The organism is Capnocytophaga sp. FDAARGOS_737 (assembly GCF_009730375.1).
GTDB lineage: Bacteria > Bacteroidota > Bacteroidia > Flavobacteriales > Flavobacteriaceae > Capnocytophaga > Capnocytophaga leadbetteri.
Genome location: NZ_CP046316.1, coordinates 344,201 through 358,769, shown reverse-complemented (window position 1 = coordinate 358,769; position 14,569 = coordinate 344,201). Strand labels below are relative to the sequence as shown.

Below are 14,569 nucleotides of genomic sequence, written 5' to 3'. Positions count from 1 at the left end.
TCTGTTGAGACTTTTTCTAATACTCATCTTCATTCCAAAGATAGTCCTCTTCTGACGGATAATCAGGCCAGATTTCATCAATAGATTCATACATATCTCCTTCGTCTTCAATTTCCTGAAGGTTTTCTACCACCTCCATAGGAGCACCTGTACGAATGGCATAATCAATAAGCTCATCTTTAGTAGCAGGCCACGGTGCATCACTTAAATAAGATGCAAGTTCTAATGTCCAATACATAATATGATAGGTATTATAATTTTTGCAAAAGTAATACTTTTTATTTATTATACAAAATAATTTGCTAATTTGCCCCAGCGTGTATAGCCTTTCTTCATTTTGTGCTACTCACAAAATATCAGAGCAGGTTCTTTCAGATATACATTTAGCACTACCGAATCTTTCTCTTTCAGCTTTATATTATTTATATACAAACCTTTATACCCTGAAAAAGTAGTGACTTGCACATCGTATTTTCTATTAGGAAGAAGATAAAAATTTTCTTTATAATTTGAAATAATAGGCAGTCCATTAATATGTAAATACAAATTACTAGTTGACAAAGAGCCGTCTCCTTCAAAAATTTTAATATTTAAAATACTTTTAACCGACGCCCTTTTACTTTTATAATAAGACAATGAGTAATCATCGCCTTTCTTGCCAATTTTCTCTTGATAAGGATCTATTTGCCTTTTCATAGAATTGCAACTACTAAGAAATATTAGAAGACTAATTACAAAGATTGTTAGGATTTGCTTTGCATTCATATTGCCAAATTTGCTAATTTGCTAATTTACTAACTTTTTCATTATTCTTAAGCGTCTTAGATATCACATTATAAGGCCCTGTGATAATCTCTTCATCTTTAGCTACCCCCGAAAGAATTTCTATATTCACATTATCCTGAATACCCGTAGTCACTGCTCTAAGCTCTGCCTTGCCATCTTTGTACACAAATACCGCCTCTTGTCGCTTATCAGCCTCTTCTTTAGGTGTTTTCTCGTCTATTTCCGACTTCTTTTTCACTATGATGGCACTAATAGGCACCACTACTATATCTTTTTTCGTTTGGGTAAGAATATCAACTGTAGCAGTCATCCCTGGGCGGAAAGGCGAATACCCTTCTTTTTTATCTTTCACAAGGTCAGTATACGAACTTTCTTCTATATGTATTTTCACTTTGAAGTTCGTTACTTGGTCAGCACTTGCGGTTGCATTAGCGGTGTTAGCTATGTTGGTTACCGTACCTTTAAAAGTGCGTTTAGGATAAGCATCAACTTCTACATTCACCTCTGCCCCATTGTTCACTTTCACTATATCGTTTTCATTCACATCTACTTCCACCTCCATACTACCGAGGTTAGCCACGCGCATAATCTCCGTACCGGTCATTTGTATGGTACCTACCACACGCTCGCCCAACTCTACACTGAGCTTAGAGATAGTACCGTCAGAAGGCGAATATATCTGTGTTTTCTTTAGGTTATCTTGCGCTTCTGATACGCTTGCCATTGCACTCTGCACGTTATAGCGTGCCGACTCGCGGGCAGCTTTAGCCATCTCGTAAGCCGAAACTATCTTATCCCATTCAGCCTTCGAAATCACCCCTTTGTCAAAGAGCAATTTATTGCGCTTGTAGTTTTCTTCAGCCTCTTTATAGCTTGCTTCCGATTGTTGTTGCGAAGCGCGTACAGTTTCAAGGCTTGCCAACACCCTATTGAGTCCTGACTGATAAATATCCGGATTTATACGCACTAATAGGTCGCCCTTTTTCACCGTTTGTCCCTCTTTTATAGGCAGTTCTATAATTTCACCCGATACCTCCGACGATAGTTTAATTTCCAACTCTGGTTGTATTTTACCAGTAGCCGATACTTTTTGCGTAAGGGTAGCTGCAGTAACCTTTTGAGTTTCAACTGATACCAATTCTTGGTCATCGCCAAACCATCCTGCTTTTTTACCAGCGATAAGCACGATGATAAACAGCAGTAGTACTAAAATGATAATAATAGTCTTTCTTTTCATAATACATAATCCGTTTTATGCAGCAAAGATAAAAAATAATTAATAATTGACAATTCATAATTTAAAAAAAATTCCGAACCACTGAATATCTCAATAGTTCGGAATTTTATCAACCATTAATTTTTAACAATTAATCCTTATTCTTCCAATCTTATATCTAATCCAAGACCTTTTAGCTCGTGCATCAATACGTTGAAAGACTCTGGCAATCCTGGTTCAGGCATTGTTTCACCTTTCACTATTGCCTCATAAGTCTTCGCACGACCTATTACGTCATCCGATTTTACGGTCAAGATTTCGCGTAGGGTACTCGAAGCACCATAAGCCTCTAATGCCCATACCTCCATCTCTCCGAAACGTTGTCCACCGAATTGTGCTTTACCACCTAATGGCTGTTGGGTGATGAGTGAGTACGGACCGATAGAACGCGCGTGCATCTTATCGTCAATCATATGTCCGAGCTTAATCATATAAATCACCCCTACGGTAGCTTTTTGGTCAAAGCGTTCACCAGTACCACCATCGTATAGGTAAGTGTGACCAAAGCGTGGTACGCCTGCCTCATCTGTCAGCTCATTGATTTGCTCTAACGAAGCCCCATCAAAGATAGGAGTGGCAAACTTCTTACCGAGTTTTTGTCCTGCCCAGCCGAGTACGGTTTCGTATATCTGACCGATGTTCATACGAGAAGGCACCCCAAGAGGGTTCAACACTATATCAACCGGAGTACCGTCTTCTAAGAATGGCATATCCTCATCGCGAACAATACGCGCTACGATACCCTTATTACCGTGGCGACCCGCCATCTTGTCTCCCACTTTCAGCTTACGCTTCTTAGCGATATATATCTTAGCCAATTTGAGGATACCTGCTGGCAACTCGTCTCCCACCGAAATGGTGAACTTATCGCGGCGCAACATACCTTGCAAGTCGTTTTCGCGAATGCGGTAGTTGTGCAATAGGTCGTCTATCAAACTGTTGATGTGCTTATCATCTGTCCAGCCTGATGAGGTAAGGTGAGTGTAGTCTTCAATAGCCTCAAGCACTTTTTTGGTATATTTCTTACCTTTAGGAACAATCTCTTCGCCCAAATCATTCACTACTCCTTCTGAAGTCTTTTCGTTTACTAACGAGAAGATTTTGTCGAGCAATTTACCTCTAAGAGCTTCAAATTTAGCTTGGTAATCAGCCTCTAAAGTAGCGATATCTTCTTTGTCTTTATTGCGTTTGCGTTTGTCTTTTACCGCACGCGAGAAAAGTTTCTTATCAATTACTACCCCGTAGAGCGATGGAGAAGCTTTTAGCGAAGCATCTTTCACATCACCAGCCTTGTCACCAAAGATAGCGCGTAGCAGTTTTTCTTCAGGGGTTGGGTCAGATTCTCCTTTTGGTGTGATTTTACCTATTAGTATATCACCTGGGCGTACTTCAGCCCCGATGCGTATCATACCATTTTCGTCCAAATCCTTAGTAGCATCTTCTGATACGTTCGGAATGTCATTGGTAAGCTCTTCAGCCCCTAACTTAGTATCGCGCACTTCCAATACATATTCGTCTATGTGGATAGAGGTGAATATATCATCGCGTACAGCTCGTTCCGAAATTACAATCGCATCCTCGAAGTTATACCCTTTCCAAGGCATAAACGCTACTTTCATATTGCGTCCTAAAGCTAATTCACCGTTTTCGGTAGCATAGCCTTCGCAGAGTACTTGTCCTTTTTTCACACGTTCACCTTTGTGTACGATAGGTTTTAGGTTGATACAAGTACCTTGGTTTGTTTTTCTAAATTTGATAAGGTTATACACCGTTTCATCAGGGTCAAAACTTACCAATTTTTGCTCGTCGGTACGGTCGTAAGTAATGATGATTTTTTCAGCATCTACATAATCTACTGTACCATCGCCTTCAGCATTCATCAGTACACGGGCGTCAGAAGCCACACGGCGTTCCAAACCAGTACCCACGATAGGTGCTTCAGGTTTCAATAATGGCACCGCTTGGCGCATCATATTCGAGCCCATCAGCGCACGGTTCGCGTCATCGTGTTCAAGGAACGGAATCAAAGAAGCCGAAATAGAAGCAATCTGGTTAGGCGCCACGTCTATATATTGTACCTCATTAGGTTCAATTACAGGGAAGTCCCCGTCTTCTTTTACTACCACTTTCTCCTCAGTGATGTTGCCATCAGCGTCTAAAGCGATATTCGCCATACCAATCTTAAGCCCTTCTTCATCTTCAGCAGTAAGGTAGGTCATATCTTTAAGATCTACATTACCATTGCTCACTTTGTGATAAGGCGTTTCGATAAAGCCCATACCATTCACTTTAGAGAACACCGCTAATGACGAAATAAGCCCGATGTTTGGACCCTCAGGGGTTTCAATAGGACACAAACGACCGTAGTGGGTGTAGTGTACGTCTCGCACCTCGAAGCCCGCACGCTCACGCGATAGACCTCCAGGTCCTAAGGCAGATAAACGGCGTTTGTGGGTAATCTCAGCCAATGGGTTAGTTTGATCCATAAACTGAGAAAGCTGGTTCGTACCAAAGAATGAGTTGATAACTGACGAAAGTGTCTTAGCGTTAATCAAGTCGATAGGAGTAAAGACCTCGTTATCGCGTACGTTCATACGCTCGCGGATAGTGCGCGCCATACGCGAAAGTCCTACACCAAATTGTGCTGCCAACTGCTCGCCTACCGTACGTACACGGCGGTTAGAAAGGTGGTCAATATCATCTACTTCGGCCTTAGAGTTGATAAGCTCAATAAGGTATTTTACGATAGTGATAATATCCTCTTTGGTAAGCACTTGCTTTTCCATAGGGGTATCAAGCCCTAATTTTTTATTGATACGATAACGCCCTACATCGCCCAAGTTATAACGTTGGTCTGAGAAGAACAGCTTATCGATGATACCGCGAGCCGTTTCTTCATCAGGTGGTTCAGCGTTACGCAGCTGTCGGTAGATGTGCTCTACCGCTTCTTTTTCAGAGTTGGTAGGGTCTTTTTGTAGGGTATTATGTATGATAGTATAGTCGGTAGCCTGACTATCTTCTTTGTGTAGCAAGATAGTTTTTACATCGGCATCGAGTATTTCTTGAATATTGTCTTCATCAAGCACCGTATCACGGTCGAGGATAATCTCATTACGCTCAATTGATACTACCTCTCCTGTATCTTCGTCTACGAAGTCTTCGTGCCAAGTGTTAAGCACACGAGCCGCTAAACGTCTGCCTATGTACTTTTTAAGCGCTGTTTTAGATACTTTTATCTCTTCAGCAAGGTCAAAAATCTCTAATATATCTTTATCGCGTTCAAAACCAATAGCACGGAAAAGAGTAGTTACAGGCAATTTCTTTTTACGGTCGATATAGGCGTACATCACGTTATTGATGTCGGTAGCAAATTCTATCCACGAACCTTTGAAAGGGATAATACGGGCAGAGTACAATTTGGTACCGTTAGCGTGAAACGACTGACCAAAGAAAACCCCTGGAGAGCGGTGCAATTGCGAAACTACCACGCGTTCGGCACCGTTGATAACGAATGTACCGCTAGTAGTCATATAAGGCACCGTACCCAAGTAAACGTCTTGTACGATAGTTTCGAAGTCTTCGTGTTCGGGGTCAGTGCAATAGAGCTTCAACCGAGCTTTTAGAGGGACGCTATAAGTAAGGCCACGCTCAATACACTCTTCAATAGAGTATCTTGGGGGGTCTACGAAATAGTCGAGAAATTCCAGTACGAACTGGTTACGAGTATCGGTTATAGGAAAGTTTTCTTTAAAAGTCTGATACAATCCTTCGTGCACTCGGTCTTCCGACTTAGTTTCCATCTGAAAGAACTCTTGAAACGATTTGATTTGAATATCCAAAAAGTCAGGATATTCAGGGGTGTGTTTCACGGAAGCAAAATTCACTCTTGCGGTTTGATTCGTAAGCATTTTCTTTACTTTAAATTATTGTTTAGTGCGTTAGTAGTAAGTCGTTATCATTAGTTGTTAGTCGTTATCCTCCTGTATAAATGTAGGCTATAGCTGTATTATCTTTATTTCTTGTTATTTCTACACCTTCATAAAAGTTATCATCGCCTAAATCTTTATTCAATGTTTGAATATGTACTTTCATCAGAAATTCATATCCTGAAAAACACTGTCCATTATTCGGCTCAATAGTAGCAGTAATCTCAGCGTAATAACGCCCATCATACTCTTCTGATTCACGTTCAAAAATAGTTTCATTATCTTCAAGCGTACTAACTCCATTACTCGCTAAACGCTCATTTGATAATAAGTCATCAGGAAATACATATGCTGTATAAGTTACTTCAATTTTAGGTTCTTCAATAACCACATCATCTAATTGCCATTCTTTTTCATTCTGAAGCTCTTCATTCATTAAAATGACATCTTTCTTAAACTCTTCTACACTTGCATATTGATGTAAATCTCTTTCACGGAAGTCCCAAAAAACATTATTTAAACGTTCAAGGTGTTTGCTCATTTTGTTTTATGTTTATTTGGCAGAAATATATTCTACCTAATATTGTTATTGTATTGTTTTGTGTGTTAGTTTTTATTTAAATTACAAAATGGTTTAGGTCTAATTCCTACTGAAAAAGACCTAAACCTTATAGGGTTTACTTAGTAAAATTATTTCAACTCTACTTCAGCTCCAGCTTCTTCTAAAGATTTTTTAAGCCCTTCAGCTTCTTCTTTAGAAACACCTTCTTTTACTTTTGAAGGAGCACCATCAACTACTTCTTTAGCTTCTTTTAGTCCAAGACCAGTAAGATCTTTTACTAATTTAACTACTGCTAGTTTGTTAGCACCTGCTGATTTAAGAATTACGTCGAATTCAGTTTTTTCAGCTGCTGCTTCACCAGCACCTGCTGCTGGACCTGCTGCTACTGCTACTGCTGCTGCTGCTGGCTCGATACCATATTCGTCTTTAAGGATTTGAGCAAGCTCGTTTACTTCTTTAACAGTTAAGTTTACTAATTGTTCTGCGAAATTTTTTAAATCTGCCATTTTTCTATCGTTTTTGTTTAATTGTTTATAAATAATTTTTGTGCGTTCTGTTTATTATTTTTCAGATAAAGTCTTGATGATACCGGCCAATTTGCCACCTCCTGACTTAAGAGCTGATACCACATTCTTAGCAGGTGATTGAAGCAATCCGATGATATCGCCAATAACTTCATTCTTAGATTTGATAGCTACTAACGCATCTAATTGGTTATCGCCTACATATACTGCTGAATCAATATAAGCTCCTTTTAAGATAGGTTTATCTGACTTCTTGCGGAACTCTTTAATAAGCTTAGCAGGTGCATTACCTACTTCGGCATACATAAGTGAAGAGTTTCCTTTTAGGATATTAGGTAATTCACCAAATTCCTTTTCTGAGGCTTCCATTGCTTTGGCAAGCAAGGTATTTTTAACTACTGCTAACTTGATATTCGCTTTGAAGCAAGCACGGCGTAAAGCACTTGTATCTTGCGCGTTCAAACCAGTTAGGTCTGTTACGTAAATAACATTGTTTTCAGCTAACTGAGCAGTTAAATTGTCTATTACTAATGATTTTTCTTCTCTTGTCATAATTTCGTTTTTTAACTAATCAATTAAACTGTTTTAGTATCTACAGCTACACTAGGGCTCATAGTTGATGATAAGTATATCGATTTCATATAAGTACCCTTAGCAGCAGTAGGTTTCATTTTTATCAACGTTTGCAATAGTTCATTGGCGTTGTCTACTAATTTCTCAGCAGAGAAAGACACTTTACCAATAGAAGCGTGTACGATACCGGTTTTATCTACGCGGAAGTCAATCTTACCAGCTTTTACCTCTTGTACAGCTTTACCTATTTCCATAGTAACGGTACCTGTTTTAGGGTTTGGCATCAATCCACGCGGACCAAGCACACGCCCTAAAGGACCTAATTTACCCATTACGGCAGGCATAGTTACGATTACGTCTACGTCTGTCCAACCGTCTTTTATCTTTTGTAGATATTCGTCTAACCCTACATAGTCAGCTCCAGCTGCTTTAGCTTCAGCCTCTTTATCTGGGGTTACCAAGGCGAGCACTCGCACATCTTTACCTGTTCCGTGAGGTAACGTAACTACGCCACGCACCATTTGGTTTGCTTTACGAGGGTCTACCCCTAAACGCACTGCAATATCCACAGAAGCATCAAATTTAGTGTAAGTGATTTCTTTGAGTAATGCAGAAGCCTCTTTAAGCGTGTAGAGCTTGTTTCTGTCTACTTTAGCAAGCGCTTCTTTGTGTTTCTTTGTCAATTTTGCCATAATGCTTTCCGATTAAAAAGGTTTTTCACCAGTTACTGTTATACCCATTGAGCGTGCCGTACCAGCAATCATACTCATTGCAGATTCGAGTGTAAATGCACTTAGGTCAGGCATTTTGTCTTCTGCAATTGCTTTCACTTGATCCCAAGTGATACTTGCTACTTTTTTACGGTTTGGCTCTCCGGAACCTCCTTTAACCTTAGCGGCTTCCAATAGCTGAACGGCAGCAGGCGCTGTTTTGATAATAAAGTCGAATGACTTATCTTTGTACACGGTGATAACTACAGGAATTACTTTTCCTTGTTTGTCCTGCGTACGAGCGTTGAACTGCTTGCAGAACTCCATAATATTAACACCGGCAGCACCTAATGCGGGTCCAATTGGTGGCGATGGGTTCGCTTGACCTCCCCGAGCTTGTAGTTTAACTACTTTACTAATTTCTTTTGCCATTGTTTATTATTAATAAATTATTTAAAATATACCCCTTTAGGAATACCTTTCAGGGACTTATAAGTTACAATTTTTCAACTTGGGTATAGTTGAGCTCTAAAGGTGTTTTTCTACCGAAAATCTTCACCATTACTTCCAATTTTCGCTTCTCTTCATTCACACGCTCTATTGTACCGTTAAAGCCGTTGAAAGGCCCCTCGATAAGTTTTACTACCTCGCCTACTTCAAAAGGTATAGCTACCGTTTCTACGGTTTCTGATAGCTCATCTACTTGCCCCAACATACGGTTTACATCGGCTTTGCGCAAAGGCAGCGGGTCGCCACCTTTAGTCTCGCTTAAGAAGCCCACTACCCCTGGTATTGATTTGATGATATGCACCACCTCACCTGCTAAATGAGCTTTCACCATTACGTAGCCAGGCATATGCACTCTGTCTTTGGTAGTTTTTTTACCATTGCGCACTTGCACCACTTTCTCGGTAGGCACCAACACCTCTTCTACATAGTCGGCATAGCCCAAACGAGCTGACTCCGTTTCTACGTAGTTCTTAATCTTGTTTTCCTGACCGGTAACGGTTTTGATTACATACCATTTTTTTTCTAACAATCCAGACATTCTCCGTTGTTTTTATTGCATAAATTTAAAATACTCAGCTATTATCCATTCAAAGAACGAATCCATTCCCCAGATAACTAATGAGAATAAGATAGAGAATACCACTACTACCACCATTTCACGCTGTGAATCGGCAAGAGTAGGCCACGTAACGTGGTTCTTTAGTTCTTCGTAAGATTCTTTAACATACTGAACCATAATGTATTAATTTATTTGGTGAGTTATTAAGCGTCCTATTATGCACGCTTTTGGGTGGCAAAAGTACTGCAAATATTTTAATCTGCAAAACTTTTTTTAATATTTTTTTATTCTAAGGCACAATCTTGCCAACCTATCGCCGCTTTGTAGGCGTCTAACGAACGGAAAGGTACTAATACTTTCCCCTTATATCCAAAACTCCTGTTCACCTCTGGCGGTGCGATAGCCTTGCAGTGCAATTCGGTAAGTCCCGTATTTTCAAACGCCCCTAAGTCAATCTTTTCTACCGAGGGCGGAAGGCGTAAGTCTTTTAGATTCGTACAGCCGTAAAAAGCCTGTACCCCTATAGTGGCGGTGAATTTAGAGAGCTTCACCTCGCTAAGACTCGTACAGTTATAAAACACTTTAGCGGCTATATCGACCACCGCACGGGGCAACTCTATATACGCTAAACTCTCGCATTCAGCAAAAGCAAACATACCTATATATTTTACCTCGTCGGGCAGGGTAACTTCTTGCAACTTTTTGCAACCGTAAAAAGCGGCATAGAGTATGTCGGTTAGTGCCAAAGGAAATTGTACTGCCTCTAACGAACTACAGTTGCGAAACACCTGCATATCAATCTTTTCTACCGTATCGGGTATGAGAATAGCCTTAAGCGAAGTGCAATCTAAAAAAGTATCGTTGAGCAAATGGCGCAAGCCGTAGGGCAACTTCACATCGGTTAGCAAACTACAGCTATGAAAGGCACTCGCCCCTATAAACACCACACTATCAGGAATATCAATAGCGCGCAAACTCTTGCAGTACTCAAAACTATCATCGCCTATAGCCTCTAACTGTTCCGGCAGCACTACCCTACTGAGGTTTTCGCAATAAGCAAAAGCACTGCTTTTGATGCGCCGCACACTAGCGGGCAGTAACGCCTCTTTGAGCTGCTTGCATTGGTAAAAAATTCCGGAAGGAAGTATAGGTAACTGGTTAGTAAGAAAAGTAACCTGCTGTAGCGAACTGCAATCTAAAAAAGCGTTATCACCTATATTAGTAGTACTTTCGGGGATAGTGATAGCGGTAAGCGCAAAACAAGCACGAAACGCCTCAGTGCCAATAGTAGCCACCGAGTTGGGCAAGTTAGCACTGCTGAGCTTCCCACAAAAAGCAAAGGCTTGTTCGCCTATAGCGGTAACTGTATTGGGCAGGAACTCAGCTTTAGTAAGGGTATTACATCCGTAGAAAGCACGGTCGCCTATCAGAGTTACGCTCCCCCCTATGTTGATAGATTTGAGTCGGGAGCAATCTTTAAATGCCTCAGGAGCAATGGCTTTAACTGTACGTGGTAACTCTATACGACCGTCAGCAGGAATGCGGTTGTTCTCACATTTAAGTAGCGTACCTTCTTTGATAAACAGTGCCTCCTCCCCTTTTTGGGAAAAGCAGAGTTGTAGCGCAAAGAAAAGGATACATACATAAGTTTTATAGATAGTGGTAGGCATTTTTTAGATATTTCAAAGCGCAAAGATAGTAAAAATTTGATAATTAGCAAATTTTATTGATTTGGCAATTTGCCGATTTGCCGATTTGGCGATTATGAGAGATGAAAAGAGAAGCAAGATGGAGCGTAGCATATTTTACTATTTTTGGGGCGTTGATTAGTCGTTTATACTTTGCTCATCTTTCGCTAATCCTTCGCTCAAGGTAAAGGGTAGCTATATCTAAAGTAAAGGGTAAGTATAAAAGATAAAATTTCTAATTAATGGAGGTTTGGGAAAATTAGCAAATCGACAAATTGACAAATCGGCAAATTGACAAATCAACATTTTTTTTGCTAATTATTTTTGTATTTCAATAAAAAGGATTACTTTTGCCGTTTGATTAATAACACCAAACAAATTTATACTTTTTATAAACGATTATAAACAATGGCAGTACTTGAAAAAATCAGAAGTAAAACCGTATTCTTGATTGCAATTATCGGGCTCGCTCTCTTTGCTTTTATCATCTCAGACTTTATTGGCAAAGGGCGCTTTAGTAACCATCAACCTACCGAAATAGGTACGGTAAACGGTGAAGATGTACCTATTGACGCTTTCCGTCTACAGGTAGAAAATGCCGTGCATCAGGCTAACGGTCAGGCAAGTAGCATAGAAGCTGCAAAGTATGTGTGGGAGCAAAACGTTCAACAAATACTTCTCAATCAACAAATTGAGAAATTAGGACTCAGCGTGGAGAAAGACCAAATCATCTCTATACTCGCTAAAACACCTCTTGCTCAAAACCCTCAGTTCGTAAACGAATACGGTGTATTTGACCCTTCTAAATTTACCGCTTACCTCAATACCCTCAAAAGCAACAATCCGCAAGCCTATGCTCAGTGGAAAATGCAAGAAGACGCTATTATCGAAGGGGCTAAACAGCAAATGTATTTTAGCCTTATACGCGCTGGCTTAGGGGTAACCAATGCTGAAGCCGAAATAGCTTATCACCAAGAAAAAGATATGGCTGACATTAGCTATGTTGCGCTACAATACAGCAGTATTGACGATAAAAACATAAATGTTAGCGACAGCGAAATAAAAGATTATATCAAAAAACACGAAAAACAATTCAAACAAGAGGCTTACCGCAATATACAATATATAGTGGTGAACGAAAAACCTTCGGCTGCCGATACGCAAGCTGAAAAAGAAGCTATCAACAAATTGCTTCAGCCTGAAATCGTGTTTAACAACCAAACACACGCTAACGATACTATCGCTGGTTTCGCTCAAACTAAAAACGTAAAAGAGTTCGTAGACCGCCACTCTGATACTCCTTATGATACCCTTTTCGTAAGCAAAGAAGATTTGCGTTCTGCTTATGCTGATACTCTTTTCGCCCTACCAGTTGGCAAAGTATTCGGTCCTTATGAAGAAGACGGCAACCTAAAACTAAGCCGTATGATAGCTAAAGACCCTAACGGAGCTGTGAAAGCAAGCCATATACTTATCGCTTACAAAGGTAGCCAAGCCGCTACTCCTAATACTACTCGCACTAAAGAAGAAGCAAAAGCAAAAGCTGAATCGCTTTTGGCTGAGGCTAAAGCAGCTGGTGCTGACTTTGCGGCTTTGGCAAGCGAAAATTCTGATGAGCCAGGTGCTAACTATCGCGGAGGCGACCTCGGATTCTTCAAACGCGGGGCTATGGTAAAACCTTTTGAGCAATTCGTTTTCGCTAACCCTGTAGGTACTATAGGTATTGTAGAAACTGATTTTGGTTACCACGTAGTGAAAGTAACTGATAAAGCGCCTACCGTGCAGTTGGCTACTATCACTCGCAAGGTTGAGCCTTCTGAAGCTACCCTCAACGAACTTTTCTCTAAAGTGAGCAATTTTGAGATGAAAGCGAGTCAAAATCCTAAAGATTTTTCTAACATCGCTAAATCATCAGACTTGACTGTGCTTCGTGCAGATAACCTACACAAAAACGACGACCAAATCATCGGGCTTGGTGCTAACCGCCAAATAGTACAGTGGCTATTCAACAAAGAAACAAAAGTAGGAGACCTTAAAAAATTCACTAACGGAGGTAACTATATAGTAGCTCAATTAGTGAAACAAGGAGAAGAAGGACTTAGCGACGTACAAGACGTAGCGCCATTTGTAAAACCTATTCTTATACGCGAGAAAAAAGCCGCTATACTAAAAGAGAAAGCTAAAGGCAACAGTTTAGCAGCAATTGCTTCGGCTAACAAAACAGAAGTAAAAACGGCTACCGGACTAACGATGAACAACCCTATCCTTATAGGAGAAGGACGCGAACCTAAAGTAATCGGGGCTGCTTTTGGACTTAAGCAAGGTGCTATCTCTAAACCTATCGATGGTGAGAATGCTGTATATGTGATACAAGTATCATCAGTATCAGTAGCACCTGCTACTAATGATTACAAAACGTATGCAGAGACTATCGAGAAGCTACGCACAGAGCGCGCTGGACAAGGCATACTCAAATCGCTTGAAAATAGTGCTACTATCAAAGAAAATATAAGTGCTTTCTATTAATAGAAACAACTGATAAGTAATAAAATAAGAGGTAATAAGTGAGTGCTTATTGCCTCTTATTTTTATTTTATTAATTGCCGATTTATAAATTATTAGTATATTTGCAGAAAAACAAAATGGACTTAAGTAATTATCGAAAAACCTATAATAAACGAGAGCTTTTAGAGAAAGATGCTCCTGAAAACCCTATGCAGCTTTTTCAGACGTGGTTTTACGAAGCAGATGAAACAGATAGTATAGACGAAGCCAATGCTATGTCCGTTAGCACTATCGGACTTGACGGTTTTCCTAAAACGCGCGTAGTGTTGCTCAAACAGTACACTTACGAAGGGTTTATCTTCTACACCAACTACCACAGCGAAAAAGGTAAGGCAATAGAAGCTAATCCGCATCTGTGTTTATCATTCTTTTGGCCTTCTATCGAGCGGCAAGTCATCATAAAAGGGATAGCAGAGCGAGTGCCCGCCAACACCTCTGACGGTTATTTTGAATCGCGCCCTTTGGGGAGTAGATTAGGAGCTATAGTATCGCCACAGAGCGAGGTAATACCCACACGCGAGTACTTAGAAGAGCAACTACACGCTTTAGAAATGCAATACGAAGGTAAGGAAGTACCGCGTCCTGCGCATTGGGGCGGCTACTTAGTGCGCCCTCAGAGCATAGAGTTCTGGCAGGGACGCCCCAACCGCCTACACGACCGTCTGCGTTACACCCTCACCGAAGACTACGATTGGAAAATAGAGCGCTTAGCACCGTAATAATACTGATTATTGTTATGAAAAATAATATAATATTCGAAGCGTTTAGAGCCTTATACCATATGTTTTCAGGTTGTTTGCCTTGGATAATATTGCTGGCAATCATTTGGGCTATCGCAATGATTTTATATCCTTAGCTTATGGATTATCAATGGGAAAACAAACTTAAAA

Annotated in this window: 14 protein-coding genes; 2 read left to right on the top strand and 12 right to left on the bottom strand. The window is 40.4% G+C overall.

The window, feature by feature from the left end; all coding sequences use genetic code 11:
• Nucleotides 1–16: 16 nt before the first annotated feature.
• From FOC45_RS01615 to FOC45_RS01560, 12 genes are all read right to left on the bottom strand, one after another.
• Complete coding sequence (locus FOC45_RS01615; protein WP_002673751.1) at nucleotides 17–238, bottom strand: DUF2795 domain-containing protein; 222 nt, start codon at nucleotides 236–238, stop codon at nucleotides 17–19.
• Between the two features lie 104 nt (nucleotides 239–342).
• Nucleotides 343–696, bottom strand: a complete 354-nt coding sequence (locus FOC45_RS01610; protein ID WP_231121882.1) for a hypothetical protein — start codon at nucleotides 694–696, stop codon at nucleotides 343–345.
• Nucleotides 697–778: 82 nt separating this feature from the next.
• Complete coding sequence (locus FOC45_RS01605; protein WP_009392546.1) at nucleotides 779–2,023, bottom strand: efflux RND transporter periplasmic adaptor subunit; 1,245 nt, start codon at nucleotides 2,021–2,023, stop codon at nucleotides 779–781.
• 137 nt (nucleotides 2,024–2,160) lie between these two features.
• Nucleotides 2,161–5,970 (bottom strand): DNA-directed RNA polymerase subunit beta, encoded by a 3,810-nt coding sequence (gene rpoB / locus FOC45_RS01600; RefSeq protein WP_009392545.1) that lies wholly within the window; start codon nucleotides 5,968–5,970, stop codon nucleotides 2,161–2,163.
• A gap of 64 nt (nucleotides 5,971–6,034) precedes the next feature.
• The gene (locus FOC45_RS01595) at nucleotides 6,035–6,529 is read right to left on the bottom strand and encodes a hypothetical protein (protein WP_009392543.1); all 495 of its coding nucleotides are present in this window, start codon (nucleotides 6,527–6,529) and stop codon (nucleotides 6,035–6,037) included.
• 149 nt (nucleotides 6,530–6,678) lie between these two features.
• Entirely contained in the window at nucleotides 6,679–7,056 is a 378-nt protein-coding gene (gene rplL, locus FOC45_RS01590) for a 50S ribosomal protein L7/L12 (RefSeq protein ID WP_009392541.1), read from the bottom strand.
• A gap of 54 nt (nucleotides 7,057–7,110) precedes the next feature.
• Entirely contained in the window at nucleotides 7,111–7,626 is a 516-nt protein-coding gene (gene rplJ / locus FOC45_RS01585) for a 50S ribosomal protein L10 (RefSeq protein ID WP_009392540.1), read from the bottom strand.
• A 23-nt stretch (nucleotides 7,627–7,649) separates the two neighbouring features.
• Nucleotides 7,650–8,339, bottom strand: a complete 690-nt coding sequence (rplA, locus tag FOC45_RS01580; RefSeq protein WP_009392539.1) for a 50S ribosomal protein L1 — start codon at nucleotides 8,337–8,339, stop codon at nucleotides 7,650–7,652.
• 12 nt (nucleotides 8,340–8,351) lie between these two features.
• Nucleotides 8,352–8,789 (bottom strand): 50S ribosomal protein L11, encoded by a 438-nt coding sequence (gene rplK, locus FOC45_RS01575; protein WP_009392538.1) that lies wholly within the window; start codon nucleotides 8,787–8,789, stop codon nucleotides 8,352–8,354.
• A gap of 64 nt (nucleotides 8,790–8,853) precedes the next feature.
• Entirely contained in the window at nucleotides 8,854–9,405 is a 552-nt protein-coding gene (gene nusG, locus FOC45_RS01570) for a transcription termination/antitermination protein NusG (protein WP_009392537.1), read from the bottom strand.
• 12 nt (nucleotides 9,406–9,417) lie between these two features.
• Nucleotides 9,418–9,603 carry a preprotein translocase subunit SecE gene (gene secE, locus FOC45_RS01565; protein ID WP_009392536.1) on the bottom strand — a complete coding sequence of 62 codons (186 nt, stop codon included), beginning with the start codon at nucleotides 9,601–9,603 and terminating at the stop codon, nucleotides 9,418–9,420.
• Between the two features lie 107 nt (nucleotides 9,604–9,710).
• Nucleotides 9,711–11,096 carry a leucine-rich repeat domain-containing protein gene (locus tag FOC45_RS01560; RefSeq protein WP_009392535.1) on the bottom strand — a complete coding sequence of 462 codons (1,386 nt, stop codon included), beginning with the start codon at nucleotides 11,094–11,096 and terminating at the stop codon, nucleotides 9,711–9,713.
• 426 nt (nucleotides 11,097–11,522) lie between these two features.
• On the opposite strand from FOC45_RS01560, the gene FOC45_RS01555 reads away from it, so the two are divergent.
• Nucleotides 11,523–13,640 (top strand): peptidylprolyl isomerase, encoded by a 2,118-nt coding sequence (locus FOC45_RS01555; protein ID WP_009392531.1) that lies wholly within the window; start codon nucleotides 11,523–11,525, stop codon nucleotides 13,638–13,640.
• Nucleotides 13,641–13,756: 116 nt separating this feature from the next.
• Nucleotides 13,757–14,398 carry a pyridoxamine 5'-phosphate oxidase gene (pdxH, locus tag FOC45_RS01550; RefSeq protein WP_009392530.1) on the top strand — a complete coding sequence of 214 codons (642 nt, stop codon included), beginning with the start codon at nucleotides 13,757–13,759 and terminating at the stop codon, nucleotides 14,396–14,398.
• Nucleotides 14,399–14,569 lie beyond the last annotated feature (171 nt).